The organism is uncultured Boseongicola sp., assembly GCF_937988555.1.
Lineage (GTDB): Bacteria > Pseudomonadota > Alphaproteobacteria > Rhodobacterales > Rhodobacteraceae > Boseongicola.
Genome location: NZ_CALJXO010000126.1, coordinates 1 through 25,964, shown reverse-complemented (window position 1 = coordinate 25,964; position 25,964 = coordinate 1). Strand labels below are relative to the sequence as shown.

Annotated in this window: 23 protein-coding genes and 2 pseudogenes; 13 read left to right on the top strand and 12 right to left on the bottom strand. The window is 57.3% G+C overall.

Features of this window, described 5'->3' with window-relative positions; all coding sequences use genetic code 11:
• The 3 genes from Q1B15_RS06875 to Q1B15_RS06865 form a co-directional block, all read right to left on the bottom strand.
• Window positions 1-894 (bottom strand): alpha-amylase family glycosyl hydrolase (locus Q1B15_RS06875; protein WP_299752067.1); only part of this gene is annotated, 894 nt, incomplete at its 3' end.
• Window positions 895-957: 63 nt separating this feature from the next.
• Window positions 958-1,575 carry a VTT domain-containing protein gene (locus Q1B15_RS06870; protein ID WP_299752064.1) on the bottom strand — a complete coding sequence of 206 codons (618 nt, stop codon included), beginning with the start codon at window positions 1,573-1,575 and terminating at the stop codon, window positions 958-960.
• On the bottom strand, window positions 1,568-1,912 hold the full coding sequence (locus Q1B15_RS06865; RefSeq protein ID WP_299752061.1) for a hypothetical protein: 345 nt from the start codon (window positions 1,910-1,912) through the stop codon (window positions 1,568-1,570). The genes Q1B15_RS06870 and Q1B15_RS06865 overlap by 8 nt, the downstream gene beginning before the upstream one ends.
• 251 nt (window positions 1,913-2,163) lie before the next feature.
• Between Q1B15_RS06865 and rimP the strand changes: the two genes are divergently transcribed.
• The 5 genes and pseudogenes from rimP to Q1B15_RS06840 form a co-directional block, all read left to right on the top strand.
• On the top strand, window positions 2,164-2,751 hold the full coding sequence (gene rimP / locus Q1B15_RS06860) for a ribosome maturation factor RimP (RefSeq protein ID WP_299752058.1): 588 nt from the start codon (window positions 2,164-2,166) through the stop codon (window positions 2,749-2,751).
• A 3-nt stretch (window positions 2,752-2,754) separates the two neighbouring features.
• Window positions 2,755-4,386 (top strand): transcription termination factor NusA, encoded by a 1,632-nt coding sequence (nusA, locus tag Q1B15_RS06855; protein ID WP_299752055.1) that lies wholly within the window; start codon window positions 2,755-2,757, stop codon window positions 4,384-4,386.
• Window positions 4,387-4,408: 22 nt separating this feature from the next.
• Window positions 4,409-5,032, top strand: a complete 624-nt coding sequence (locus tag Q1B15_RS06850; protein ID WP_299752053.1) for an RNA-binding protein — start codon at window positions 4,409-4,411, stop codon at window positions 5,030-5,032.
• Window positions 5,033-5,037: 5 nt separating this feature from the next.
• Window positions 5,038-7,530, top strand: a complete 2,493-nt coding sequence (gene infB / locus Q1B15_RS06845; protein WP_299752050.1) for a translation initiation factor IF-2 — start codon at window positions 5,038-5,040, stop codon at window positions 7,528-7,530.
• A gap of 186 nt (window positions 7,531-7,716) precedes the next feature.
• Window positions 7,717-8,592: pseudogene (locus tag Q1B15_RS06840) on the top strand (polysaccharide deacetylase family protein); the annotation flags it as partial.
• Window positions 8,593-8,772: 180 nt separating this feature from the next.
• Here the strand turns inward: Q1B15_RS06840 and Q1B15_RS06835 are convergent.
• The 4 genes from Q1B15_RS06835 to Q1B15_RS06820 form a co-directional block, all read right to left on the bottom strand.
• Window positions 8,773-8,895: a hypothetical protein gene (locus Q1B15_RS06835; protein WP_299752047.1), complete on the bottom strand. Its 123-nt coding sequence runs from the start codon at window positions 8,893-8,895 to the stop codon at window positions 8,773-8,775.
• A 104-nt stretch (window positions 8,896-8,999) separates the two neighbouring features.
• A complete protein-coding gene (gene mutT, locus Q1B15_RS06830) occupies window positions 9,000-9,398 on the bottom strand; it encodes an 8-oxo-dGTP diphosphatase MutT (protein WP_299752044.1) in 399 nt (132 codons plus the stop codon).
• Window positions 9,395-10,639 (bottom strand): bifunctional glutamate N-acetyltransferase/amino-acid acetyltransferase ArgJ, encoded by a 1,245-nt coding sequence (gene argJ, locus Q1B15_RS06825; RefSeq protein ID WP_299752041.1) that lies wholly within the window; start codon window positions 10,637-10,639, stop codon window positions 9,395-9,397. The genes mutT and argJ overlap by 4 nt, the downstream gene beginning before the upstream one ends.
• Window positions 10,640-10,641: 2 nt before the next feature.
• Window positions 10,642-11,517, bottom strand: coding sequence for a peptidylprolyl isomerase (locus Q1B15_RS06820; protein WP_299752038.1), 876 nt, complete (start codon window positions 11,515-11,517; stop codon window positions 10,642-10,644).
• A gap of 179 nt (window positions 11,518-11,696) precedes the next feature.
• On the opposite strand from Q1B15_RS06820, the gene secA reads away from it, so the two are divergent.
• Together secA and Q1B15_RS06810 are read left to right on the top strand one after the other, a co-directional pair.
• A complete protein-coding gene (secA, locus tag Q1B15_RS06815) occupies window positions 11,697-14,402 on the top strand; it encodes a preprotein translocase subunit SecA (protein ID WP_299752035.1) in 2,706 nt (901 codons plus the stop codon).
• A 136-nt stretch (window positions 14,403-14,538) separates the two neighbouring features.
• Window positions 14,539-15,537 (top strand): hypothetical protein, encoded by a 999-nt coding sequence (locus Q1B15_RS06810; protein ID WP_299752032.1) that lies wholly within the window; start codon window positions 14,539-14,541, stop codon window positions 15,535-15,537.
• A 61-nt stretch (window positions 15,538-15,598) separates the two neighbouring features.
• Here the strand turns inward: Q1B15_RS06810 and Q1B15_RS06805 are convergent, their stop codons facing one another.
• The 3 genes from Q1B15_RS06805 to dnaK form a co-directional block, all read right to left on the bottom strand.
• The gene (locus Q1B15_RS06805; RefSeq protein ID WP_299752029.1) at window positions 15,599-15,874 is read right to left on the bottom strand and encodes a hypothetical protein; all 276 of its coding nucleotides are present in this window, start codon (window positions 15,872-15,874) and stop codon (window positions 15,599-15,601) included.
• An 833-nt stretch (window positions 15,875-16,707) separates the two neighbouring features.
• Window positions 16,708-17,847: a molecular chaperone DnaJ gene (dnaJ, locus tag Q1B15_RS06800; RefSeq protein WP_299752026.1), complete on the bottom strand. Its 1,140-nt coding sequence runs from the start codon at window positions 17,845-17,847 to the stop codon at window positions 16,708-16,710.
• A 74-nt stretch (window positions 17,848-17,921) separates the two neighbouring features.
• On the bottom strand, window positions 17,922-19,832 hold the full coding sequence (gene dnaK / locus Q1B15_RS06795; protein ID WP_299752023.1) for a molecular chaperone DnaK: 1,911 nt from the start codon (window positions 19,830-19,832) through the stop codon (window positions 17,922-17,924).
• 184 nt (window positions 19,833-20,016) lie between these two features.
• Between dnaK and Q1B15_RS06790 the strand changes: the two genes are divergently transcribed.
• Window positions 20,017-20,646 carry an alpha-ketoglutarate-dependent dioxygenase AlkB gene (locus tag Q1B15_RS06790; RefSeq protein ID WP_299752021.1) on the top strand — a complete coding sequence of 210 codons (630 nt, stop codon included), beginning with the start codon at window positions 20,017-20,019 and terminating at the stop codon, window positions 20,644-20,646.
• On the opposite strand, the gene Q1B15_RS06785 is transcribed toward Q1B15_RS06790, so the two are convergent.
• Window positions 20,624-21,274, bottom strand: coding sequence for a hypothetical protein (locus tag Q1B15_RS06785; protein WP_299752018.1), 651 nt, complete (start codon window positions 21,272-21,274; stop codon window positions 20,624-20,626). The genes Q1B15_RS06790 and Q1B15_RS06785 overlap by 23 nt on opposite strands.
• The gene (locus Q1B15_RS06780; RefSeq protein WP_299752017.1) at window positions 21,271-22,092 is read right to left on the bottom strand and encodes an ABC transporter permease; all 822 of its coding nucleotides are present in this window, start codon (window positions 22,090-22,092) and stop codon (window positions 21,271-21,273) included. Before Q1B15_RS06780 ends, Q1B15_RS06785 begins: the two co-directional genes overlap by 4 nt.
• A 147-nt stretch (window positions 22,093-22,239) precedes the next feature.
• Here Q1B15_RS06780 and cysQ point away from each other — a divergent pair, with 147 nt between their 5' ends.
• From cysQ to Q1B15_RS23370, 5 genes and pseudogenes are all read left to right on the top strand, one after another.
• Window positions 22,240-23,022, top strand: a complete 783-nt coding sequence (gene cysQ, locus Q1B15_RS06775) for a 3'(2'),5'-bisphosphate nucleotidase CysQ (protein ID WP_299752070.1) — start codon at window positions 22,240-22,242, stop codon at window positions 23,020-23,022.
• 534 nt (window positions 23,023-23,556) lie between these two features.
• Window positions 23,557-24,006: a hypothetical protein gene (locus Q1B15_RS06770; protein ID WP_299752015.1), complete on the top strand. Its 450-nt coding sequence runs from the start codon at window positions 23,557-23,559 to the stop codon at window positions 24,004-24,006.
• A gap of 332 nt (window positions 24,007-24,338) precedes the next feature.
• Window positions 24,339-25,238, top strand: a complete 900-nt coding sequence (gene galU / locus Q1B15_RS06765) for a UTP--glucose-1-phosphate uridylyltransferase GalU (protein WP_299752012.1) — start codon at window positions 24,339-24,341, stop codon at window positions 25,236-25,238.
• A 242-nt stretch (window positions 25,239-25,480) separates the two neighbouring features.
• On the top strand, window positions 25,481-25,618 hold the full coding sequence (locus Q1B15_RS23375; protein WP_366141687.1) for a hypothetical protein: 138 nt from the start codon (window positions 25,481-25,483) through the stop codon (window positions 25,616-25,618).
• Window positions 25,615-25,964 (top strand): annotated as a pseudogene (locus Q1B15_RS23370) (hypothetical protein); the annotation flags it as partial. The gene Q1B15_RS23375 and the pseudogene Q1B15_RS23370, both read left to right, overlap by 4 nt.

The window sequence follows — 25,964 nt, the reverse complement described above, 5'->3', positions numbered from 1 at the left end:
CTTCTTTTTGTTTTTTAATGTCTTCCATTCGCCGATTCTTTTCTTCTTTTCTCTCTTCCCCCAATTGCCTTCTTTCTTCCGCCAGCTTTTGCTCTGTTTGTCTCTCCAGTTCTTGACGCCTCTGTTTGCGAGATAAAGCATGACCTCGGCGATCTCTAAGAATACGTTGGGGTTGGCCCAGTTCAGGTCCCACTGGTGGGTATTGAACGTGGTCCAGACCCATTTTTGCAGGCTGTTGTCGAAGGTGAAGCTTCCGGGGGCGTGTTCGGGAAAAACCTCGGTCAGGGTTTGTTCGTACTGGTCCGGCAGCGCGCGATCTTCAAAAATATGGAAGTAGTTCTGCTTGGCCACATCCCCGGCACGGGCGTCCTCAGCCCAAGCGTGCTCGCGTGCCGTGTGGTTCAGAACAAGATCAATGCAAAGCGACATTCCCCGCGTCCGCAAGGCCGTGGCCACACGCACAAAATCTTCCATCGTGCCGTAGATCGGGTTGATGGCGCGGTAGTCCATAACCGAATAGCCGCCATCGCTGTCACCCGGGCGCGGCTTGAGGCAGGGCATCAGGTGGACATAGGTCACACCCATCTCTTCAAGATAATCGAGCTTGCCAAGCACGCCGTTCAGGTCACCTGCGAACTGGTCGATGTAAAAGACATAGCCCACCATATCGGGCCGCTGGAACCAGTCGGGCTCAAGATCCCGCTTCATATCGAGCCATTTGAGATCGTCAGGACGTTGTTCCCAGGCTTCCTGCATTGCGGCCTCAAGCCGGGCGCGAAACGAGGTATAGTCCGGATGACGTCCGTAAAGCGCTTCACACATGTCGAACAGATCCCGGCGCGAGCGCTCCAGGCGCAGATCGAAGAGCGTCTGTTCAGAGGCAGTCAAAGGCATGTGGCTCGTCCCGAAAATCTTTGCGCTGGGCGAGCTGTTTCGGGGCGTGTGGCTTGTCCAATTTCACCTCCCATGCGATGCGTTGTCGTTCCTGGATGCACGAACCTTATGCAGCAGGAAAAGGGCGAGGCCCAGAGTGACGACGGCAGCAGATATCAGCCCAGCCCAGTCGTTGAGAATGGTCGTGATCTCCGGCAGTCGGGCGGCGAACTGAAAGCCTAGCGAAACATAAAGCCCAACCCAGATGGCCTCGCCGGCGATGTCCCAGAGTGTAAAGCGAATCCATGAAAGCTTGGCGGACCCTGCAAGGAAGTTTACCCAAGGCCCCAAGGGCGCAAAAAGCCACGTCGAAAAGAAAACACCAACCCCGCCCCATCTCTGCATCAGCGCGCGTGCGTTACCGATCAGCGCAGCACGGCGCGGATGTGCCTCCAGAATCTCGATAATGCGCGCGCCGCCCTTCCGCCCGATAAAAAAGCCGGTCTGATCGCCAAGAACAGCGGCGAGCCAAGCCAAGGTGACGACCTGCCAAAGGATGAGGTCTCCTGCCGCGGCAAAGGCCCCTGCGGCAAGCATGACAGCCGATGTCGGGATCGGTATAGCGAGACACGACAGATAGGCCGCCACGGCAACGACCGGCAGCCCATAGGTTGAGACGTAGCCGAAGAGAGTTTCATTCATTGGCGGTCGCGCGGCGGCTTGAAAGGGCGATTTTGAGATCTTGGATCAGTGATTCGAGGCTGCGACCTTGTTGGTCCGCCAGGTCCTGAAGGGTGACGCGGCGTCCGGCCCCATCGCGCTCAAGCGCGAGCGTTGTCGCCACAAAGTCTGGCGGAACGTTCCAGGACCGGGTGATGTAGCGGGGCGTCATCCATCCGGCAAGCGGCTGGTCGAGGTGGGCGCGGTCGTTCCAGAAGATCATTGATGCTGCAAGCCGGACTGTGAAGAACAGCATTACAGCCAAAGCAAACGCAAAAGCAGTGACGAGATAGGGGTGGCGTTTTGCAATCCGGATCATTGGTCATGTGTCCCCGAGAAATCAGTCTGCCGTTAAATTGGCGCGCTGCTGTTTGCACACCATGTCGCAAGTCTTGGGTAAAGCAAGACGCCCCAACAGCAACACCCCCGTCTTTCCCCTTGCAGACTCATACCTTCGCGCGTATATCCCCTCTCAACAGCGGCGCTTCGGCTTCCACCCCCGACGCTCCACCGGAAATTTTTACGGGCCGCGCGCCCGTTTTTTTGTGCCTGAAGGCAAGCTGAACGACTATGTCTGAACTGATTGCAAAAACCAGTATGGATCGGCGAATGGCCGATATCATTACGCCTGTCATTGAAGACATGGGGTTCGAATTGGTGCGTGTGCGGTTGATGGGCGGCGAGACAAAGACGCTTCAGATCATGGCTGACAAGGCCGCCGGCGGTATTGAGGTCGACGATTGCGCCCGGATTTCGACGGCTGTCAGCGCAACTTTGGACGTCGAAGATCCGCTTGAGGATGCTTACACGCTTGAAGTTTCAAGCCCTGGCATCGACCGTCCATTGACGCGTCTAAAGGACTTCGATGCCTGGCAAGGGCACGAAGTGAAGCTTGAGACGACGGAAATGATTGACGGCCGCCGTCGCTTTAAGGGCCAGCTTCAGGGCACCGAAGACGGTGATGTGCTTATCGAGATCGAAATTCAGGGCGAACCAGCGACGATTGGCCTGAACTATGAATGGTTGTCGGACGCGAAACTGGTTCTGACCGACGATCTGATTCGCGATGTGTTGCGTGCCCGCAAGGACGCAGGCGATGTAGACGAAAAACAATTCGACGAAATACAGACCATCATTGATGGCGACGAGGAGACCTGAAGAATGGCGATTACTTCCGCAAACCAGCTTGAACTTCTGCAAACGGCCGAGGCGGTCGCGCGTGAGAAGATGATCGACCCCGGTCTCGTGATCGAAGCGATGGAAGAAAGTCTCGCCCGTGCGGCGAAGTCGCGTTACGGCGCCGAGATGGACATTCGCGTGTCGATCGACCGGAAAACCGGCAAAGCCACGTTCACACGGGTTCGCACGGTCATTGATCCGGAAGACGAAGAGCTTGAGAACTATCAATCGCAACTGACGCCTGAGCAGGCCAAGCAATATCTTGATGACCCGAAAATCGGCGACACGATTGTTGACGAAGTTCCACCCGTGGAAATGGGTCGGATTGCCGCGCAGTCGGCCAAGCAGGTGATCTTGCAAAAGGTCCGCGAAGCCGAGCGTGATCGTCAGTACGAAGAATTTAAGGACCGCGCGGGCACGATCATCAATGGTCAGGTTAAGCGCGAGGAGTACGGTAACGTCATCGTCGACGTGGGTCGCGGCGAGGCTGTGCTGCGTCGGAACGAGAAGATTGGCCGCGAAAGCTATCGCCCGAACGACCGCATCCGTTGCTACATCAAGGAAGTTCGCCGCGAAGCGCGCGGTCCGCAGATTTTCCTCAGCCGGACGGCGCCCGAATTCATGGCTGAGCTGTTCAAAATGGAAGTGCCCGAGATTTACGACGGAATCATCGAGATCAAGGCCGTTGCCCGTGATCCCGGTTCGCGCGCGAAGATCGCCGTGATTTCTTATGACAACTCAATTGACCCGGTTGGCGCTTGCGTCGGTATGCGTGGTTCGCGCGTGCAGGCCGTTGTGAACGAACTTCAGGGCGAGAAGATTGACATCATTCCATGGAATGAAGACGCGCCGACGTTCCTCGTGAACGCTCTGCAGCCAGCGGAGGTTTCGAAGGTTGTTCTTGATGAAGACGCAGGCAAGATCGAAGTTGTTGTGCCAGAAGAACAGTTGAGCCTCGCAATTGGCCGTCGTGGTCAAAACGTGCGTCTGGCGTCGCAGCTGACGCACCTCGATATCGACATCATAACCGAAGAAGAAGAATCAACACGGCGTCAGGCAGAGTTCGAACTGCGCACCAAGCTGTTTATGGACACGCTTGATCTGGACGAATTCTTTGCTCAGTTGCTGGTCTCGGAAGGCTTCACCAATCTTGAAGAGGTCGCATACGTCGAGGCAGAGGAACTTATGGTTATTGATGGTGTCGACGACAGCACAGTGGGTGAGCTTCAGGCGCGTGCGCGCGACTATCTGGAAGCACAGAACGAGAAAGCTCTTGATCGCGCCCGCGAGATGGGCGCCGAAGACAGCCTCATCGGATTTGACGGCCTGACACCGCAGATGGTGGAAGCGCTGGCCGAAGACGATGTCAAAACGCTGGAGGACTTTGCGACCTGTGCGGACTGGGAGCTGGCCGGCGGCTGGACCACGGTCGACGGCGAACGTGTGAAGGACGAAGGCGTCCTTGAGAAATTCGATATGTCGCTTGAGGAAGCGCAGACCTTGGTTATGACCGCCCGTATCCAGCTTGGCTGGGTCGACCCTGCGGATCTTGTGGCTGATGAAGCCGAAGCTAAAGAGGGTGAAGACGGCGCAACCGAGGAGGTCGAGGCCTGATCGCAGGCCTCGGTTCGTTTTCATGTCACGAGGTGGCAAGGACAAGTCGCGCGACGATCCCGAACGTCGCTGCATCGCCACTGGCGAAGTTCAGCCTAAGCGTGGGCTGATCCGATTTGCTGTGTCGCCTGATGGGGTCGTGGTGCCGGACGTTCTGGAGAAGCTTCCGGGTCGCGGCATCTGGGTCGCGGCGGATCGCGCAGCACTTGAAACTGCGATGAAGAAGGGTCTGTTTGCCCGCGCGGCGAAGCAAACTGTGATTGTGCCTGAAACGCTGGTAGCGGATGTGGAAACGCTTTTGGTGCGCCGGTTGATAGATGGCGTGTCGATGGCGCGCAAAGCGGGGCGCGCAATTGCCGGTTACGAGAAGGTGCGTGACTGGCTTGGCAAGGAAGACGCACGTATCCTTTTTCAGGCCTCAGACGGGTCCGAAAGAGGAAAATCAAAGCTCCATGCTCCGGGCGGAAGGGGCAGTTATTTCGAGGTGTTAACAGCATCAGAATTGGGTTTGTCCTTTGGGCGCGAACGTGTGATACATGCGGCGCTCGGATTTGGCGGACTCACTGAACGTATCAGAGAGGACGCTATTCGGCTATCTGGCGTTCGCGAAGTGGACGGTGGCCCTGCCACCGGAAAGGTAAAGTAGACCATATGAGCGATAATGACGGCAAAAAGACTCTGGGGCTGCGAAGCAGCCGTCCGGGACAGGTAAAGCAAAGCTTTAGCCACGGCCGGACCAAGAGCGTCGTGGTTGAGACGAAGCGTAAGCGTGTTGTGGTCCCGAAACCAGGCACGGCCAAACCGGCTGACGGTTCTGGTGGAACGTTCTCGCCTGCGACTGATCCTTCGAGGCGTCCCGCAGGCATCACCGACGCCGAGCTCGAACGCCGGATGAAAGCGCTCGCCGCTGCCCGTGCGGCCGAGGCCGACGAGGCGATTGCGCGTGCGGTTGAAGAAAAGTCGCGTGCGGAAGACCGTGAGCGTCGCCGCGCCGAGATCGACGCCAAAGAGCAAGAAGAGCGCGATCGCGAGGAAATGGCGAAAGCCAAGGCGGAAGATGACGAACGCCGCACCCGCGAAGCCGAAGAAGCGAAAACGCTCGCGGCGGCACCTGCCGCTCCTTCCGAAACAAAGCCAGCTGCTGCTGCACCACGCACAGGCGCGATGAAGCCTGCGCTGGCTCCGCGCAGGGATCGCGACGACCGAGATGCCCGCAAGGCAAAGCCGACGCGCGACGATAGTAGTCGCCGCGGCGGCAAGCTAACGCTGAACCAGGCGTTGACTGGTGGCGAAGGCGGACGTCAGAAATCGATGGCGGCGATGAAGCGCAAGCAAGAGCGTGCGCGTCAAAAAGCCATGGGCGGAAACGTCGAACGTGAAAAAGTAATGCGCACAGTGCGGCTTCCGGAGGCAATCACCGTGGGTGAGTTGGCCAACCGGATGTCTGAACGTGTAGCGGACATCGTGAAGTCGCTGATGACCAGCGGCATCATGGCAACGCAGAACCAGTCGATCGACGCAGATACAGCGGAGCTTATCATCGAAGAATTTGGCCACAAAGTGCAGCGGGTTTCCGATGCTGACGTGGAGCAAGTTATCGTTGGTGCTGAAGACAAGGACGAGGATCTTCAGGATCGTCCTCCGGTCATCACTGTTATGGGTCACGTCGACCACGGTAAAACCTCGCTTCTGGACGCCATCCGGAATGCAAAAGTTGTTGCTGGCGAAGCCGGTGGCATTACGCAGCATATCGGCGCCTATCAGGTCGAGCAGGGTGGCAGGAAGATGACCTTCCTCGATACTCCGGGTCACGCGGCGTTTACGTCGATGCGTGCCCGAGGCGCTCAGGTAACGGACATTGTTGTTCTGGTGGTTGCAGCGGACGACGCGGTCATGCCGCAAACGATCGAGGCGATTAACCACGCGAAGGCGGCGAAAGTCCCGATGATCGTGGCGATCAACAAGATCGACCGTCCGGACGCAGATCCAAACAAAGTTCGCACCGACTTGCTTCAGCACGAGGTCATCGTCGAGCAGATGTCTGGCGAAGTGCAGGACGTTGAGGTTTCGGCGATCAACGGCACTGGTCTGGAACAACTGCTTGAGGCGATCTCCCTTCAGTCGGAAATACTGGAACTGAAAGCCAACCCAGCGCGCGCCGCAACGGGCGCGGTTATCGAAGCGCAGCTTGATGTGGGCCGTGGTCCTGTCGCGACTGTTCTGGTGCAGAACGGCACCCTTCGTCAGGGCGACATCTTTGTTGTCGGCGAGCAGTGGGGCCGCGTCCGCGCTATGGAAAACGATCATGGTGACCGCGTGAAAGAAGCCGGACCGTCGGTTCCAGTCGAGGTGCTTGGTCTGAACGGCACACCAGAAGCGGGTGACGTTCTAAGCGTCGTCTCAACCGAAGCGCAGGCGCGCGAGATCGCAGAATATCGCGCGAATGCCGCCAAAGATAAACGCGCTGCGGCTGGTGCTGCAACAACGCTCGAACAGCTTATGGCAAATGCCAAAGCCAACGAAGACGTTAGCGAACTACCAATCCTCGTCAAAGCCGACGTGCAGGGTTCTGCCGAAGCCATCGTTCAGGCGATGGAGAAAATCGGCAACGACGAAGTGCGTGTTCGGGTTTTGCACTCGGGCGTGGGTGCGATCACGGAAAGCGACATCGGTCTGGCGGAAGCCTCGGGGTCGCCAGTGTTTGGCTTTAACGTGCGGGCAAACGCGCCGGCGCGAAACGCAGCTAACCAGAAGGGCGTGGAAATCCGCTATTACAGCGTGATCTACGATCTTGTGGACGACGTGAAAGCGGCGGCGTCGGGTCTTTTGTCGGCAGAGGTTCGTGAGAACTTCATCGGCTACGCGCAGATCAAAGAGGTCTTCAAGGTCTCGAACGTCGGCAAAGTTGCGGGGTGTCTCGTCACCGAAGGCATCGCGCGTCGTTCGGCAGGGGTACGCCTTCTGCGCGACAACGTCGTGATTCACGAAGGCACGCTGAAGACTTTGAAGCGCTTCAAGGACGAAGTGCCCGAAGTCCAGTCTGGTCAGGAATGCGGCATGGCGTTTGAGAACTACGAAGACATCCGCCCGAATGACGTCATCGAGATTTTCGAGCGTGAAGAGGTCGAACGTAATCTGAAGTAAGGTGACGCAAAATTAGCGGAACATTATTCCGCTTTGAGGCCCGCACTTTGTGCGGGCCTTTTTTTCTGTTGGATGGACTTGGCGAAGTAGAGAAGGATGTCGGCCGGGGGTGACACAGCCGACATCGACAGAGGCCTTCTTTGAGGCAATAGTTTCCATCAAAGAAGCAATCACCAAGAGAGCCCAAAAATGAAAATCGCCTTCACAATGGATGACCTACCGTTGTGGCCACAATCCTATCCACCGCCCGGATATACCGCTGATGGAATTGTGAGGTCGATCCGAAGCGCATTGAAAGAACACTCGATATCAGGCGTCTATTCCTTTTCTAACTCGTGGCCTCTTCTGAAACACCCGGAGTTCTCTAAAATCCTCGATGATTGGGTTTCTGACGGGCATCACATCGCCAATCACACCCATTCGCATATCGAATTGCCTGATGTTACCGCCGAGGCGTTCATCGCGGATATTGATGCGGCTGAAACGCATCTGGCTCCCTGGGTATCCAAGGCTCCGCTGAAACTGTTTCGACATCCATTATGCCATTGGGGTGAGACGCCAGAGAAACTAGAGAAAGTGAATTCCCATCTTCGGTCCAGAAGCTTAACGCCAGTCGACGTTACGTCCTGGGCCTACGAATGGACGTGGAACCGCGCCTATAGAAACGCCTTGGATTCCCGCGACAAGGCTGCCCTGGAATTCGTAAAAACAAGCTTCCTGGATTTTTCAGCAGCCCAGCTACGTCATGACATGGCTGCTGCGGAGGTTTGGTTCGGCAAAGAGACTATCGGCATCACTTTGGGGCATAATGTGCCATTTTTCGCGGATATCGCATCTGATTACTTCGCGCGCCTGAAAGAAGAAGGCGTTGTTTTTGTTCCGCTTGCAGAGGCACTGAGCGGTCCGGGGCAAGCAGTCGTCGGTTCAGTCGTTTCCGGAGAGTTTCTAGTTCTGCAACAAAAGCTGGCAGCTGCGGCCGGTCTTCCTACCAAAAAACTCCCAGAGGATCAGTTGGCGGTTCATGCCAAGATAGTTGAGATGGCAATCGGCCAAAGCGGTTGACGATATGACTCTCGGGGGTGGGTCGGAAGCCGACATTGGTAGATTTCATTCGCGGCCCCTACCGGGAATCTGCACTTCCCTCTAACACGCGAAAGGGCGCCACATCCTCGCAGCGCGTCTTTGCCCTGAATGAAACCAAATGCCCAAGCTTTCGTGAATTCACCGCTCTTGACAGAAGGCTTATACAGGCAATCCGAAGTAGAGCCGCTTACCGACCCGAACTGCGATGCGTCCGTCTGATAGGGCCTGAACAAAACGCCCCTGAACCGATACGCAACTTCCCAACAGGATCGTTCTGATCATTCTGCCGCCCCAGCAATTCGGTCCCAACATCATAGACGAATTTGGTACAACTAAAAGCTCTGCGTTTTTTATTTGTTGCGCCAGAGCGCACAAATCCCGCGCAGCTATAACCAATCTCGCAGGATCGGGATCAGCGGAGCGTCTGCGGGTGGCATTGGAAAGTCGCGCAGGTCCCGCGTGAACACCCATTTCAGAGTCTGGCCTTCTTGCGCAATCGGCGTGCCGTCCCATTTACGGCAAGCAAACAGCGGCATCAGCAAATGGAAGTCGTCATAGGCGTGGCTTGCGAAGGTCAGCGGCGCAAGGCAGCTGGCCCAGGTGTCGATCCCAAGCTCTTCCCGCAATTCGCGGATCAGCGCGGCTTCGGGGGTCTCTCCGATTTCCACCTTGCCGCCCGGAAACTCCCAGAGACCAGCCATGGACTTGCCCTCGGGGCGCTGCGCAATCAGAACACGCCCGTCCGGATCAACAAGCGCCACGGCCGAGACAAGCACTGTCTTCACGACCGGTAATCGGCATTGATCGCAATGTATTGCGCCGTCAGATCGCAGGTCCAGAACGTGGAGGATCCGTCGCCAAGCCCAAGATCAACGCGGATCGTCACGTTCTCGCCCTTCATATGTGCCGCGGCGTCGGCCTCGATATAGCCGGGGGCAATCTGACCATCCCTGGCAACCAGAGTATCTCCAAACCAGATCGACAGGCGATCACGGTCAGCCTCGGCGCCAGATTTTCCAACAGCCATGACCACGCGACCCCAGTTCGGGTCCTCTCCGGCGATGGCGGTTTTAACCAGCGGCGAATTCGCAATGGATTTGGCGACGCGCGTCGCATCCTCGTCCGAGGCTGCGCCATTGACGTCAACCGTTACAAACTTTGTCGCACCTTCGCCGTCGCGCACAACCTGGTGGGCCAGATCAAGCATCACCGCGTGAAATGCTGCACGAAAGGCTGCGACGTCTTCTTTCGGAGCGCCTTCAACATCAACGTTGGCCCCATCCGTCGCGACAACCAGAAGGGTGTCCGAGGTGGAAGTGTCACTGTCGACGGTAATCCGGTTGAAGGTCTTGTCCGCCATCTCGGTCGTCCAGGCCTGAAGCGTATCAAAAGACACCCAGGCGTCTGTGAAGATATAGACCAGCATGGTCGCCATATCTGGGGCGATCATCCCCGAGCCCTTGGCGATCCCGGCGATGTTAACCGTCTTGCCCCGTATTTTCAGCGTCTTTGAGGCGCCTTTCGGGAAGGTGTCCGTGGTCATGATCGCACGCGCGGCATCTCCAATCCCAGCGGGGTTGGCGTTGGCGGCAAGCAGTTGAAGCGTGGCGGTGATTTTGTCATCGGGAAGAGGTTCCCCGATAACTCCTGTGGAGGCCGTGAAAATGTTCGTCGCGGGAACGTCCGTGGCTTGCGCGGTCGCGTCGCAAATGCGCTCGACAGACCGAACGCCCTTGATGCCGGTGAATGCGTTCGCGTTGCCAGAATTCACGACGATCGCCACGCCGCCAGTGCCGCTTCTGCCAAGCTTAGCGCGGCAGTCTGTGACCGCAGCCGAGCATGTCTTCGAAGTGGTAAAAACGCCCGCCACGCAGGCCGTATCAGGGCAGAATGCCAGCATCACATCGGCGCGGTCTTTGTATTTGATGCCGGCCGCAACGGTTGCAAACTGCACGCCCTTGATGACGGGCAGATCAGGAAAGCCAGCCTTGGGCGCCAATGGCGAAACAGATAGCTTTCCGGCCAAGATCAGTTCTCCAGAAGCGAGAGATTATCGAGAAGGGCTGGGTCAATGTCGTCAACCGTCACGCGGGTGATGTCGGCGCCGTCGGTCAAATCAGCCACGCGGGCTTCGACCGCCACCTGCCGCAACTGCGTCGTCAGATCGGCGCGCACAACGTCAAGTGGTGGAGCCTCTTTCAGACGCGTCTCGTTCAACCGGATCACGTGCCAGCCGAATTGTGTCTCGACCGGACCTGAGACGGTGCCGGCCTCCATCGACGCGACGGCTTCTTCAAAAGGAGCGACCATAGCGCCCGCACCAAACCAGCCAAGCTCACCGCCGTTCGGTCCCGACGGGCCATCCGAGCGTTCCTGCGCCAGAAGCGAAAATTCAGCGCCCTCTTCCAGATCGGCAATGGCCTGAAGCGCCTCTTTGCGGGCCAGACCTTCTTCGGCACCATCTTCCTGAGTGAACAGGATGTGCGAAGCATTATATTCAGTTTCCGGGACGATCCCGGCGTATGTTTCCTCATAGGCTGCCTGAAGAGCATCTTCGGTGATCGCTTCATCGGTGATGGCTTGGATCAACTCGGCTGCACGCAAAGCGCGGTCCTCGTTTTCAAGCGTGGCTTGCGAGCCGGGCGAAAGATCGCCACCGGACTGCCCAAGAACGGTTTGCTGAACCAACTGATCGAGGATGCCGTCGAACAGAACATCCGCGGGCAGCGACTGGTACTGAGCGGGCAGACGCTGTTTCAACACGATCATGTGCGCCAGTGTAATTTCGGCGCCGTTCACGGTTGCGACCACAGTGTCGGCAGACACGTGGCTATCAGCGTGGATTGGAGCGGATAGCGCCAGAAGCGCAACACAAGCGCCAGAAAACGCGCGTTTAAAAGCCATAATTAACCCTCTCTCGATGCCGCAGCGGCAGGCGACGTTGACAGTGTGAAACCGCGCGCTTACATCGCGTTCAACACGGGATACCGGTTTCGTTTTGCCCTTCTATGGCGAGCCAGAGGCACGGGCAAGCGGATCTCTTCACGCGACCCCGTCAGACACGCACGTTAAGGTTGGTGTAGATGCTTGGATTCGGAAAAATTAAGAAAAAGGTCTTTGGGACCGCAAATGACCGCCTGATTAAGGCGACTCAGCCGATCATTGATAAGATCAATGCGCTCGAGCCCGAGTATTCGGCGCTCGACGACGCGGGCCTGATCACCAAGACGGAAGAATTCAAAAAACGGGCGACCGAGGGCGAAAGCCTTGAAAGCCTTCTTCCCGAGGCTTTCGCGAACTGCCGCGAGGGTGCGAGACGCGCGCTGGGACTGCGTGCGTTTGACGTGCAATTGATCGGGGGCATATTCATGCACCGCGGCAATATTGCTGAGATGAAAACCGGCGAGGGCAAAACGCTTGTGGCGACGTTCCCGGCCTATCTGAACGCTTTAACCGGCGGCGCGGTGCATATCGTCACCGTGAACGACTACCTTGTGCGACGTGACGCGGCCTGGATGGGCAAAGTCTTTTCGGCTCTTGGTATGACCACCGGCGCAGTCTATCCGCAGCAGCCCGACGAAGAGAAGAAAGAGGCCTACAAAGCTGACATCACCTACGCGACCAACAACGAGCTTGGCTTCGATTATCTGCGCGACAATATGAAGTCGAACCTGATCGACATGGGCCAGCGTGGCCACTACTTCGCAATTGTTGACGAGGTCGACTCGATTCTGATCGACGAAGCACGGACCCCGCTGGTGATTTCCGGCCCTGCTCAGGACCGTTCCGAATTGTACGTGACCATCGACAAGCTGATCCCCGAGATCACCGGGGAACACTTCACGCTCGACGAGAAAACCCGGAACGTGACCTACACAGATGAGGGCAACGAGTTCCTCGAACAACGCCTGCATGCAACAGGCCTGCTGCCCGAGGAACAATCGCTTTACGATCCGGAATCCACGACGATTGTGCATCACGTCAATCAGGGTCTGCGTGCTCACAAACTGTTCTCAAAAGACAAAGATTATATCGTCCGCGATGATGCGATTGTGCTGATCGACGAATTTACCGGTCGCATGATGTCAGGGCGTCGTCTTGGAGATGGTCTCCATCAGGCGATCGAAGCGAAAGAAGGCGTGGCGATCCAACCCGAGAACGTCACTCTCGCGTCCGTTACGTTCCAAAACTATTTTCGCCTTTATGAGAAACTTGCCGGGATGACCGGTACGGCCTCGACCGAAGCGGATGAATTTGCAGAAATCTACGGGCTTGGTGTGGTGGAAATCCCCACAAACCGCCCTGTTGCGCGTGTCGACGAAGACGACCAGATTTATCGCACGGCGCAAGAGAAATTTGACGGTGTAGTCAAAGAAATCCAAGCCGCGAATAAGACCGGGCAACCGGTTCTTGTCGGCACGACTTCGATTGAACGGTCTGAGTTCCTCGCGCAGCTTCTTGAAAAAGAGGGTATTCCCCATAACGTCCTGAACGCGCGGCAGCACGAGCAGGAGGCGCAGATCATCGCCGATGCGGGCAAACCAGACGCTGTGACCATTGCGACCAACATGGCGGGTCGGGGCACTGACATTCAGCTTGGCGGCAACGTTGAGATGCGCGTGCTTCAGGCATTGGCAGAAGACCCCGAAGCCGACCCGGAAGCCTTGCGTTCACGGATCGAAGCCGAGGTTGCTGACGCCAAGGGAAAGGTGATCGCAGCGGGCGGCCTTTATGTTCTGGCAACAGAGCGTCACGAAAGCCGGCGGATCGACAATCAGCTACGCGGCCGTTCAGGCCGTCAGGGTGACCCCGGCCGTTCGTCGTTCTTCCTTAGCCGCGAAGACGATCTGATGCGGCTTTTCGGTTCTGAACGGCTCGACAAAGTGTTGTCGACGCTTGGCATGAACGAGGGCGAAGCGATCAAACACCCCTGGGTAAACAAGTCGCTCGAGCGTGCGCAGGCGAAGGTCGAAGGGCGCAACTTTGACATCCGTAAACAGCTTTTGAAGTTTGACGACGTGATGAACGACCAGCGGAAAGTGATCTTTGGTCAACGCCGAGAAATCATGGAAGCGGACGAGCTTGAAGAGATCGTTCAGGACATGCGCGATCAGGTGATTGACGATCTGGTCGACACCTATATTCCACCGAAATCCTATGCAGATCAGTGGGATACTGAAGGTCTGAAGGTTGCTCTTGAGGAAAAGCTGGGTGTCACGGTTCCGGTTGTCGAATGGGGTGATGAAGAAGGCGTGGATGACGAGGAAATCCGCGAACGGCTTTATGAGGCGTCTGGCGAATTCATGAAAGCGAAGGGCGAGCAATTCGGTGCCGAAAATATGCGCTCGATCGAAAAGCAGCTTTTGTTGCAGACGATGGATGCGAAATGGCGCGAGCACCTTCTGACGCTTGAACACCTACGTTCAGTCGTCGGTTTCCGGTCCTATGCGCAACGTGATCCCTTGAACGAATACAAGACCGAAGCGTTCCAATTGTTCGAAGGTTTGCTTGACGGCCTTCGCGGCGAAGTCACTGAAAAGCTCGCTCAGATCCGGCCAATGTCGCAAGAAGAGCAGCAGGCGATGATGCAGCAAATGCTGGCGCAACAGCAGGCGGCCACCGGTGCGGCTCCTGCCGTCGAAGACGCGTCTCCACCCGCGCCGACGCAGGAGGCCATCGATGCAGGTTTTGTCGAAGCCGATCCGGCGACTTGGGGCAACCCTGGCCGCAACGACGTCTGTCCGTGTGGATCAGGCAAGAAATTCAAGCATTGCCACGGGTCGCTCTGACGGCCTGTGGCGTAATGGCTTCAAACTGTTGGTAAATATAGCGCCGCGTATCGAATGATGCGCGACACAACCCGTTTTGCGGTAGGCTTTGATCAAGAAACCACCGGCATAAATGATCGGTCCGGTGGGGTTACCCGTGCTGACAACGGAGGCAGGATTGATCTTACGCGACCCCGCAATTCGACGGCGCGCCATTTTGGGTGTGTCGGTGATGATCCTGGCGTTCTCCGCCGGTCACATCATGCAGAACGTGCTCGCGCGCGACACGAATCTTGCCGTACGTGGACTTACCCCGGATGCCGGCCCAGTGGTGCACGAAGGCACTCGCGCGCCGGGCCTGCCTGTGCCCCCCGCGGCCACGCTTACCCCGTTTCAGGCGCCTGACTTTACCCCAGGCGACCGCATCACAGACGACCCGCCGCTTCCCGAGCTTCCCCTGGAAGACGCCTCTGCTGTGCCTATGGGCGCGCCCTGTCGCATAACAGTCGATGCGAGTGCAGGCGGCGCCGGTGTGATCTGGCTGGAGGTCGCAGCACCATGTCTGGCAGAGCAAACGGTCAATGTCGCTCAGGATGGGATGCATGTTGACTGGCGGCTTGACGCAAACGGCCGCCTTTCGGCCGATCTGCCCGCGCTGTCTGTAGCACCAAGCGTGACGTTGCGTTTTGCGGATGGTTCGGTCGAGACAGTTTCTTTGCCGATGCCCGATGTCCGAAACGTGTCCCGCGTGGCTTTGACATGGGACGGACCGCAGATACTGGGCCTGAATGCACTGGAATATGACGCGGCTTATGGCGGCGCGGGCCATGTCCATTCGGGGGCTCCGGGACAGGTTGAAACCGACGGGTCACGCGGATTTCTAATGCAGCTTGGTGATGGGTCCGGCGCGATGGCGCAGGTCTACACCTTTCCGCGCAGTGACTCATCGCGGCGCGGCGCTGTGCACCTTAGCGCTGAAGCCGAAGTCACCTCGGAAACCTGTGGGCGTTTAACGGTCGCTACAGCAATTCAGACAGATGCGTTCGGCGGCCTGATGAAACGTGACGTGACGCTGTCGATGCCAAGCTGCGACAATCTTGGGGACATCGTTTCGCTGACCACGCTGTTTCGCGAGATCCGGCTTGCGGCGCGCTAAAGGTAGCCTGCGCCTCATCCGCGATTAGGACGTGCTTACGATCCAGAAAGAGCACTCTGAATTACTCAGTCTTTAGGTGTGAAATCGCTGCGCGGGAAAAGTCCAAAGGCGCGTCCCATGACGACAACACGGGCGACTGCAAGATACGCGCACGCGCCATGCGATGCGCTACCGCTTCGATCAACTTGAAATCTCTGACCAATGCAAACCCAACACCGCGAATGTCTGTCAGGCGCGATACCGGTGCGGACAAGACGTGATTGAAATCGCCGAAGGTCTCAAGCACCCGGCTGGCAACTGGCTTCGCGTCACAGTGCGCTAGCGGCCTGAACAGCACAGCTCAAGAATCTCATAGTCTGGCATCACCACGCGCCATAAAATGACCCTTTCGCGTAACCGCTGGCGATGGGTCTCGATATAAGATTGGAGCCGCCCCTGCGTGCCGGTGACGATCAGCTCCTGCCCCCTCAAAAAGTGACAGCGAGGTTTCATTGAAAGACGGATCAGACATGCACGTCACGCTGATTTGTTCAGGGGGAACATCGCGTTAGCCGCAGGGCGCTTTTCGACGGTCCCGCGTTGGTGCGGCGGATATCAAATTCGCCAGGATGGAAGAAACCGCGTTTCGTCGTGTCTAGCTTTCACATTCCAAGATTATGGACAAAGCCCTCGCGGACAGTAACTTTGCCCGACGCGCTTCCGTAGGAGCCAAAGTCGTATTCATTGATCTGGTTCGTACAGATCGGACCAAGACGGGCCATGGTCTGAATTCCGTTGGACTTATAGTGCCCGCGCAACAGGCCGCTGTGCCAGATGACAAAGCAGCCATCGAACTTGTCCCAGCCGAAATCGTTGACCTGTTCACTGACGACGGGACGCGTATTGCGAAGTGACGCCCCGGCGATGTGATTGCCACTGACCTTGCCAATATCAAATCACCTGTAAGCGACCGAGCAGTTGCTGAAGTCAGCGATGGGTGTGGACCCTCCGCAGCCCATCAAAACGAAAGACAGGATCACCAATAGAAAACGCACCATCAAATGTCTCCTTCAAGAGCCTTGTCTGGCGTCATGAAGAAAATATGGCGACACTCAATTTAGGGCCCGGCGCCAACCTTAGTGGCAACCAAGATTAACAAAGATCAGGAAGTTCGGAAGAATTCAGTGTGCCTCAGCTCTTCATGCCATCCCAGAAGGTTTTGACCTTCTTGAAGAACCCAGACGTCTCGGGGTTGTTCTCTTCTGAAAGCTTCTCGAACTCTTTCAAAAGCTCTTTTTGCTTCGACGTCAGGTTCACTGGTGTCTCAACCGCCAGTTCGATGAACATATCGCCAGAAGGCCCGCCTCTGAGCGCAGGCATACCTTTGGACCGTAGGCGCATCTGGCGACCAGATTGGCTTCCAGCGGGCACTTTGACCCGGCTGCGACCGCCGTCAATTGTTGGCACTTCGATATCGCCGCCTATAGCCGCGGCAGTCATAGAAACAGGCACGTGGCAGTAAAGACTTGCTCCATCGCGTTTGAAAAGCGTGTGTTCCGCAACCTCGATAAAGATATAAAGGTCGCCCGTCGGCCCACCGCGCAAACCGGCCTCGCCTTCGCCGGAAAGCCGGATGCGTGTACCGGTTTCGACGCCTGCGGGGATGTTCACTGACAGCGAACGATCCTTTTCAACACGGCCCGCGCCGCCGCAGTTTGTGCAGGGGTTCTGGATGATCTGGCCCATGCCGGAACAGGTCGGGCAGGTCCGTTCAACGGTGAAAAAGCCCTGCTGCGCGCGCACTTTCCCCATTCCGGAACACGTCGGACAGCTTGTAGGTTCGGCACCACCCTGCGCACCCGTGCCCTCACAGACGTCACAACCGACTGCGGTTGGCACCTGGACCGCTTTTTGAAGTCCGCTAAAGGCGTCTTCCAAAGAAATTCGCAAGTTATACCGCAGGTCCGACCCGCGCGCCGCCCGTTGACCGGCGCCACCACGGCGTCCGCCCATAACGTCGCCGAAAAGATCGTCAAACACGTCCGAGAACGCCGATGAAAAGTCGCCCTGACCGCCGCCACCAAAGCCGCCCTGACGCCCGCCGCCTTCAAAGGCCGCGTGACCAAATCGGTCGTAGGCCGCCTTTTTATCGGCGTCCTTCAGAACTTCATGGGCCTCATTCGCTTCTTTGAACTGTGCTTCGGCTTCAGGGTTATCGGAGTTGCGGTCGGGATGAAGCTCTTTCGCCTTCTGGCGATAGCCCTTCTTGATCTCGTCAGCCGACGCGCCCTTCGAGACCCCAAGAATCTCGTAATAATCACGCTTTGCCATCTGATGTCGTTCCTTTGCAACGCGAGAGCCGGCCTGAACGGGTCAGGCCGGCCCTCGCGTTCGTCGTGTCGCCTTTAGGCGCGCTTGTCGTCGTCGAGGTCTTCGAAGTCGGCATCAACGATGTCGTCGTCTACGCCGCGCGTTTCCTCATCTGGATCAGCCTCGCCCGAAGCTTCTTGCTGCGACTTGTAGATCGCTTCGCCAAGTTTCATTGCCGATTCCGTCACGTTCTGGATGCCGCCGCGGATTTTGCCCGCGTCTTCGGTTTCCATCTGCTCGGTCAGGTTGGCAATGGCCAGTTCGATGACTTCGATCGTCGTTGGATCAACCTTGTCTTTATGCTCTTCCATCGCCTTTTCAGTCGAGTGGATGAGACTTTCCGCCGCGTTCTTGGCTTCGACAAGATCTTTGCGATCCTTATCAGCCTCGGCATTAGCCTCAGCGTCTTGGACCATCTTTTCGATATCCTCATCAGACAGACCGCCCGAGGCTTGGATCGTGATCTTATGCTCTTTGCCGGTGCCTTTGTCTTTCGCGGTGACCTCAACGATGCCGTTGGCGTCGATGTCAAAAGTCACTTCGATCTGCGGCAGGCCGCGTGGCGCAGGCGGGATACTCTCAAGGTTGAACTGGCCCAGCATCTTGTTGTCCGTAGCCATTTCACGCTCACCTTGGAACACACGCAAAGTCACGGCATTCTGGTTGTCTTCCGCAGTTGAGAAGATCTGCGACTTCTTCGTCGGGATCGTTGTGTTGCGGTCGATCAAGCGCGTGAAGACACCGCCCAGTGTCTCGATACCTAGCGACAATGGCGTGACGTCAAGAAGGACCACATCCTTCACGTCGCCTTGCAGAACACCGGCCTGAATGGCGGCGCCCAGCGCAACCACTTCGTCCGGGTTCACGCCCTTGTGTGGTTCTTTACCGAAGAACTTGGTTACTTCTTCAACAACGCGCGGCATCCGGGTCATACCACCAACAAGAACAATTTCGTCAATGTCCGACGTGGACAGGCCGGCATCTTTCAAAGCAGCCTGACATGGCTTGATTGAGTTCTTGATCAGATCAGACACAAGGCTTTCCAGCTTTGCACGGGTCAGCTTCATGACCATGTGCAGCGGCTGACCGGTATCTTTGTTCATCGAGATGAACGGCTGGTTAATCTCTGTCTGGCTGGACGACGACAATTCGATCTTGGCCTTTTCAGCCGCTTCTTTCAGACGCTGAAGCGCCATCTTGTCCTTCGTCAGATCCGCGCCGTGTTCCTTTTTGAACTCAGCAGCAAGGTAGTTCACGATACGCATGTCGAAATCTTCGCCGCCAAGGAACGTGTCGCCGTTGGTAGATTTAACTTCGAACAGACCGTCGTCGATTTCCAGAATGGTGATGTCGAACGTGCCGCCGCCAAGGTCATAGACCGCGATAGTCTTGGTCTCTTTCTTGTCGAGACCATAGGCAAGGGCCGCCGCGGTCGGCTCGTTGATAATTCGCAGGACTTCAAGGCCCGCGATCTTACCGGCGTCTTTCGTCGCCTGACGCTGAGCATCGTTGAAATAGGCCGGGACCGTGATAACGGCTTGCGTGACCTCTTCACCAAGATAGCTCTCGGCGGTTTCTTTCATCTTTTGCAGTATGAATGCAGATACCTGCGACGGCGAATACTTCTTGTCGCCCGCCTGCACCCATGCGTCGCCGTTGCCACCATCGACGATTTCGTAAGACATGATGTCTTTGTCTTTAGCGACTTCAGCGTCGTCGACCCGGCGCCCGATCAGGCGCTTCACCGCAAAGATGGTGTTTTCAGGGTTGGTGACGGCCTGACGTTTTGCAGGCTGGCCAACGAGACGCTCGCTGTCTGTGAAAGCGACGATCGACGGTGTCGTGCGTGCGCCTTCTGCGTTTTCGATGACCCGCGGCTGGCTGCCGTCCATGATAGCGACGCAGCTGTTTGTCGTACCAAGGTCAATACCGATTACTTTACCCATGCTCAAATCCTCTATTCTGGCGATTGTTGGGGCTCTGGCCCATTATGGCACCTCAGGCCCCATCCCAAGGAATGTGACTCCCCTATCGGGTTATCACGGCTTCGTGGGGTATATAGGTGGGTGAATATGAGCCTGCAAGCGGTCGAACGCTGTGATTTGGACCTAAATTTCCGGAATTATGTGAATGCCTGATCTGTTTAACGCAACACCTAGCCAACCTGTCGATCTTAATGGCGCACAGATCTGGCCCGGCTGGCTCGATTTGACGGCGCAGGCCGGCATGCTTGAAAATCTGCGCGCAGTCGCCCGCGCGGCACCATTTCGCCAGTATCAGAGTCCCGGCGGGCGTAAGATGAGTGTGCGCATGACGGCGGCAGGTGCGGTCGGCTGGATGATAGATAGTTCAGGCTATCGCTACGCGGACCGTCACGCCGGTGGCGGCGCGTGGCCGGATATTCCCGCATCAATTCTAGACGTCTGGCGGGCAGTGTCCGGCAGTGACACTGACCCCGATAGCTGTCTGGTGAATTTCTACGGCGAGGGCGCAAGGATGGGGCTTCAGCAGGATAAGGACGAAGCGGATCTTCACTGGCCAGTGGTGTCGATCTCGCTTGGCGATCCAGGGCTCTTTCGGGTCGGCGGCAAGGATCGCAAAGACCCGACGAAAAGCCGTTGGCTTGCTTCCGGCGATGTGGCTGTACTGTCAGGTCACGCTCGGCTGGCATTTCACGGTATCGACCGCATCCAATTCGGAGCATCCGATTTATTGCCGGATGGCGGCCGGATCAACGTCACTCTGCGGGTGGCGCAATAGTGCAGCAGCCCGAATAAAGACCGGGCTCGCGGAAGCCGTTGTCCAGGGCATTGTCAGACACCAGCATATCCACTTCGATCCCATAAGCGCGGTCAGACATGCCGTCGCGACAGGCCCGCATCCGGATCGACAGCGTCACATCGATTGGCCCTGCGTCTGGCGACATAAGACCACCACGGTAAAAATACCGATCGCGCTGCGACTTTGAGGCGAAAACTCCTGAGATAAAGCCCTCGGCGACCGGCACATCTGGCATCGACAATAAGACAGCGGGGTCGTCAAAAGTAGTCGACCAGAAAGGCTCTGTGCCGAAACACTGGGTTATGGCCGGGAACGCTGGTTGCGGCTGTTTCGTTTGCCGCGCAAGGTACGTCAAAGACACCCAGCCGATGCCCTCGTTGACGTTCACAAGACCCCATGTCAGATCGTCGTTTGGGCGGATCACTTCGATATCAGACGTATCCGAGGGCAGGGTGGTCAGCACGTCTCCCGCCCTATCCGGGTCCGAGCGAACGTTCAGAACGTCGTTGTCCAAAACGCCGATCACATCATGAAGCGCCGGCCAACTGTGTTGCGAGGCGACCGCCGGGCCGGTCAGCGCCAGCAACAGGCAAATCGCCCGAATCACCTTGCCGCGTCCCAGCTTAGCGATGCGCGCCGTGACGTATAGAACACACCGATGATCCCGATGGCGAGCAGCACAAGTGAGACCCACAGCGGATACATCAGCGACGATTTCATCGGATTATAGTTCAAAAATATAAATCCTCTGCCCTGATCAATGATGTGAAACAGAGGATTCCATGCGAACATCGCCACCATATGCGCTGGGAGCGTGTTGGCCACGAACATTTTTCCCGAGGCAAACATGTTTGCCCGCGAGTATATCTGCATGATGATGGCCGTCCCTTTTGGCAGCCACGGCTTAAGCGCCAGCAAAACCATGCCAACCGCGCACCCCGAAAACCACGCCAGCACCAGCATCATGCAAGCGCCAAAAGGTTGCGCTATCTCGATCGGGGTCCAGACAAGGTGATACACCACCAAAATCGCGATCATTGAGACGATCTGAATATAAAACGCGCCGAGGGCCGAGGCGCAGACCGCAACAACCTGGTTCATCGGCCGGTGCTGCATCATCGGCGACGTTGGCCCTTCCGAGCCCATAACAGCGCCAACCGATTTGACGTGCGTCATGAAGACAAAGATGCCGGACATCACATACAGCAGGAAATCCCCCCGGATCGCGTTCCCACGAAGCCCCAACACGTCGAGAAGGACGAAAAATGCCCCGACCATGATCACCGTCTGCAAAATATTGTAGAGGATTGCGACGGTCGCATCGCGATGCGTCTTTCTGATCGAACGTACAGTGTTGTGGAAGACCAGCACCAGAATCGTGGCTGCGCCATGCGCCAGCGATGTTCTGCTTTCCGTCTGAAACATTTTTTGTCCCGCTTGCATGTTGCCCAAAGTCGCGGTGCCTTTGCGCCGTCGGCTCTTGTCGTTGCCCCGCAGGCGCAGCATAACGCTGCCAAGACGTGTTTTTCCAGACTGAAGGGATGCCCGGTGGCGGATTTTGACCGGCCTGACATGGTTGCAACATTCCGGCGGCTCGCGCTTTTGGGTGGGGAGGCTATCCTCGAGGTCTACGGCCGCGATGATTTCGGTGTGCGTTCGAAGTCTGATGAAAGCCCGGTGACCGAAGCCGATGAAGCCGCCGATCGCGTGATTTCTGCCGGGCTGCGCGCTGCGTTCCCCGACATCCCACTGGTGACCGAAGAGCAATCGGACACGCACAATCTATCGGTTTCGACTTTTCTGATCGTTGATCCTCTCGACGGGACCAAGGAATTCGTCCAGCGCCGAGGAGACTTCACCGTCAATATCGCGATGGTCGAAGACGGCGTTCCAACGCTTGGCATCGTTTATGCGCCCGCCAAGGGGCGTCTGTTTTACACCACAGCAACAGGCGCCGCCGTGGAAGAGGCCGGCGACTTCACCAAGGATGTGCCCGGTCCAACAACGCCGATCCGCGTCAGCACGGCAAATAATGCCGCCTTGCGCATCGTCGCCTCAAAATCGCATCGAAGCCCGGAACTTGAAGCCTACATCGACCGCTACCAGGTGGCCGACAGCGTTGCGGCGGGGTCTTCGCTGAAATTCTGTCTGGTTGCCGTGGGCGAGGCCGACTTCTATCCGCGCCTTGGACCAACGATGGAGTGGGACACGGCCGCAGGCGACGCAGTTCTGCGCGGGGCCGGAGGCGCTGTTGTCGATCGGACGACGCTGAAGCCGTTGGCTTACGGCAAGGCAGACTTCCGAAATCCGCATTTTCTCGCCTATGCGCCCACCGTCGATCTACAGCCGGAGTAGGCCATGAAGGCGGCGGATGATCCCAGTCAGCGTCATCGTTGCCGGCCATCAACAGCCCGATTGGCTTCGGCGGTGCCTGACGGTGCTTGCGTAACTGGACTGCTCCACTTTTGAGATTGTCATCGCAGCCGACGAAGACGGGCTTTCGGGCTTAGTCGATCATCCTGCGCGTCCGTTCATCAAAACCGAAATCTGCGCGGAACCGATCATTTCGCAAACACCCAAGGCCGACCTTGCCCTTGCGGGAGGCGACCTGGTTGCGCCTATCGACGAGGAGGCATGCGCCAGAGCCGCTCTGACTGCACTATGACGCCGCAGCTTTGAACCACACCGGCGCTGCTGTGTGCATGGGACATGTTCGCGGTCGCACCTGCATCAGCTTCCAGTTGTGCGCCGAATCGGTGGATACCGAAGCCGAAACCCACAGTGAACAATGCCTCTCCGATCAGCCTTTCGTCTCTGTTCTTGCTACAGATCGCGCGGTCAAACTTTTTCGCACCAACTTTGCAATTCGCCGCGAGGAACAGTGTGATCTTGTCGGCTTTGATGCGGCCTAGCGCTGCTCTCAAGACGACACGGGTCTTTCTATTCGCCTTGCGGGCGCGGGCCATCGGGCAGTGTTTGCGCCACTTCCCGACGGTCATCACACCAGCGCCGCGCGCCTGCGCGGCGTCCGACGATCTGTTCGACATCGCACGCAGCACGGCCCTGTTTCTAAGACGACGTCATGGAGCGACCTCAATCGACCTGGTCGAGATCATGTATCCGCGTGACCGAGGCCGCCTTTTGCGCCATCTGGTGGCCGGAACCTGCGAACCCCGCGATATCTCGCGCCTTTTGGCGGCCCTTGTTGCGGAACGGCAGGCCGGGCTGTCGGAGGAATTGACCCTGCTTGAGGCAAAACTGCGCCGGCGCCGGGCTTTCTGCCCTTCCACGCCCAACCCTCTGGGCATCATGTGCTCGCCACGCGTCTCGCTGGTTTAGGCAAGACAAGCGCCCGCGCGCCCTCACCGGCCAGCGGACAAGCGTCTTCGGCTTTTGCCTGACCGCGCTTCACGACCATGCAGGATACTGTCAGCCTGGAATCTGGTTACAAACCGGCGGCCTGTTCGGCCAAAGCGTTCGAAATGGCACCGTTTCAGGTGGTGCAGATTTGCCGAACGGGCGGAAGAAGAAACCGGGCGAGTTGCATTGCAAAGGGGGATCGGCGAAAAAAAACCAACGGCAGGGGACGGTGGGGATGATGACCACCCTGTATCGTAACCGAGGGTCGTCCGGCATGCCGGTTCGGCCGTCAAAGCATGTAAGAGGTCTGAGTGTCTGAACTTAAAAGGCAAGTAACCAAAGCTATCTTCCCCGTTGCTGGACTTGGAACGCGCTTCCTTCCCGCCACAAAGTCTGTCCCCAAAGAAATCATGACGCTGGTCGACCGGCCGTTGATCCAATACGCGATCGATGAAGCCCGCGCTGCCGGTATCACAGAATTTATCTTCGTCACCTCGCGCGGCAAAAACGCGCTTGAGGATTACTTCGATCATGCGCCCCAACTTGAGGACTCGCTCGAGAAGTCAGGCAAGCACGAGCTTCTGGAATCGCTGAAATCCACAAATATGGAAAGCGGCGCAATCGCCTATATACGTCAGCACAAGCCAATGGGCCTTGGCCATGCCGTCTGGTGTGCGCGCAGGCTGATCGGCGACGAACCCTTCGCGGTGATCCTGCCCGACGATGTAATCTCTGCCGAAAAACCGTGCCTGCAACAGATGGTCGAGGCCTATCAGGAGACCGGCGGCAGTATGGTTGCTACCATGCAAGTCCCGAAGGAAAAGGCATCTTCCTATGGCATCCTCGACGTAGAATCCGAAATCGGCTCACTGGTATCGGTTCGGGGTATGGTCGAAAAACCAAAAGTCGCTGACGCCCCGTCCAATCTTGCAGTGATCGGTCGCTATATCCTGACCCCGGATGTGCTGGAGACCTTGAACCGTCAAAAATCCGGCGCGGGTGGTGAAATCCAATTGACCGACGCTATTGCCGAAGAAATGGACGCCAAACGCAAAGTCTATGCCCTGAAATTCGAAGGTCAGCGCTTTGATTGCGGCTCGAAGGCTGGTTTTCTGCAGGCTACCGTTAGTTTTGCCCTTGCACGAGAAGAATTGCAGGACGAGTTTGCCGCATACCTTCGCGACATATCTCCATTGATCCGCGCGGCCTAGTAGTAATAAGAATCCGAAATCTGAAGTAAGTAGGCGCTCAAATTTGGCTACCCCCGTCCTTGATCTTAGCAGGACTTTCTCGCGACTTGGTCCGCACGCTGCGACTGGTATTGACCGGGTGGAGCGTGCGTACCTTCATGAAACGATCCGTCGCGGTGGCTGGGCGCTGATCCGCACACCGCGCGGTTTCCTGATGTTCGAACCAGACCGCCTGCCGCGTCTGCCGGACTACCTTGAGCGCGATGACCTTGATGGAGCTGATCTGGCCTCGACGATCCGGGCAATTGCCTCATCTCGCTCGTCAAGCCTGTCGATCCGCAAGATCATGTGGCGGATGCCGAACGGGCTTGCCTACATCAACGTCGGCCACACAAACTTGAATTCGCAGACCTTCCGCGCGATGATGGAGATGCCTGACAACCGCAAGATCGTGATGATCCACGACACGATCCCGGTCGATTTCCCCGAGTACCAAACCGAAGCCAGTCGTGCGAAATACATCGAGCGTCTCACCGCGACGATAAACTACGCCAACCACATCATCGTGCCGTCTGACGAAGTGCGCGAAAACATCGATCAAGAGTCCCTACGCGTGCAAGAGATCGACGCTGGGCTGCGCGACTTTACGACCGTCGTCGATTACGAACTGCCCAACGCGCAGATGCTGGAAACGGTGCACGCCTGTCGCGAGCGCCTCAAGCCGCTCCTGGAATGCGTAAACGGTTC

What these genes read in the sequence shown, in the direction of transcription:
- dnaJ (WP_299752026.1), bottom strand. Translation starts at nt 17,847, where the DNA reads ATGGCAAAGCGTGATTATTACGAGATTCTTGGGGTCTCGAAGGGCGCG.
- cysQ (WP_299752070.1), top strand. Translation starts at nt 22,240, where the DNA reads ATGGTTGCAACATTCCGGCGGCTCGCGCTTTTGGGTGGGGAGGCTATC.
- Q1B15_RS06780 (WP_299752017.1), bottom strand. Translation starts at nt 22,092, where the DNA reads ATGTTTCAGACGGAAAGCAGAACATCGCTGGCGCATGGCGCAGCCACG.
- Q1B15_RS06835 (WP_299752047.1), bottom strand. Translation starts at nt 8,895, where the DNA reads ATGATCAGAACGATCCTGTTGGGAAGTTGCGTATCGGTTCAGGGGCGT.
- Q1B15_RS06850 (WP_299752053.1), top strand. Translation starts at nt 4,409, where the DNA reads ATGTCACGAGGTGGCAAGGACAAGTCGCGCGACGATCCCGAACGTCGC.
- nusA (WP_299752055.1), top strand. Translation starts at nt 2,755, where the DNA reads ATGGCGATTACTTCCGCAAACCAGCTTGAACTTCTGCAAACGGCCGAG.
- infB (WP_299752050.1), top strand. Translation starts at nt 5,038, where the DNA reads ATGAGCGATAATGACGGCAAAAAGACTCTGGGGCTGCGAAGCAGCCGT.
- Q1B15_RS06820 (WP_299752038.1), bottom strand. Translation starts at nt 11,517, where the DNA reads ATGGCTTTTAAACGCGCGTTTTCTGGCGCTTGTGTTGCGCTTCTGGCG.
- dnaK (WP_299752023.1), bottom strand. Translation starts at nt 19,832, where the DNA reads ATGGGTAAAGTAATCGGTATTGACCTTGGTACGACAAACAGCTGCGTC.
- secA (WP_299752035.1), top strand. Translation starts at nt 11,697, where the DNA reads ATGCTTGGATTCGGAAAAATTAAGAAAAAGGTCTTTGGGACCGCAAAT.
- Q1B15_RS06870 (WP_299752064.1), bottom strand. Translation starts at nt 1,575, where the DNA reads ATGAATGAAACTCTCTTCGGCTACGTCTCAACCTATGGGCTGCCGGTC.
- Q1B15_RS06790 (WP_299752021.1), top strand. Translation starts at nt 20,017, where the DNA reads ATGCCTGATCTGTTTAACGCAACACCTAGCCAACCTGTCGATCTTAAT.
- rimP (WP_299752058.1), top strand. Translation starts at nt 2,164, where the DNA reads ATGTCTGAACTGATTGCAAAAACCAGTATGGATCGGCGAATGGCCGAT.
- Q1B15_RS06865 (WP_299752061.1), bottom strand. Translation starts at nt 1,912, where the DNA reads ATGATCCGGATTGCAAAACGCCACCCCTATCTCGTCACTGCTTTTGCG.
- Q1B15_RS23375 (WP_366141687.1), top strand. Translation starts at nt 25,481, where the DNA reads ATGACCTTGATGGAGCTGATCTGGCCTCGACGATCCGGGCAATTGCCT.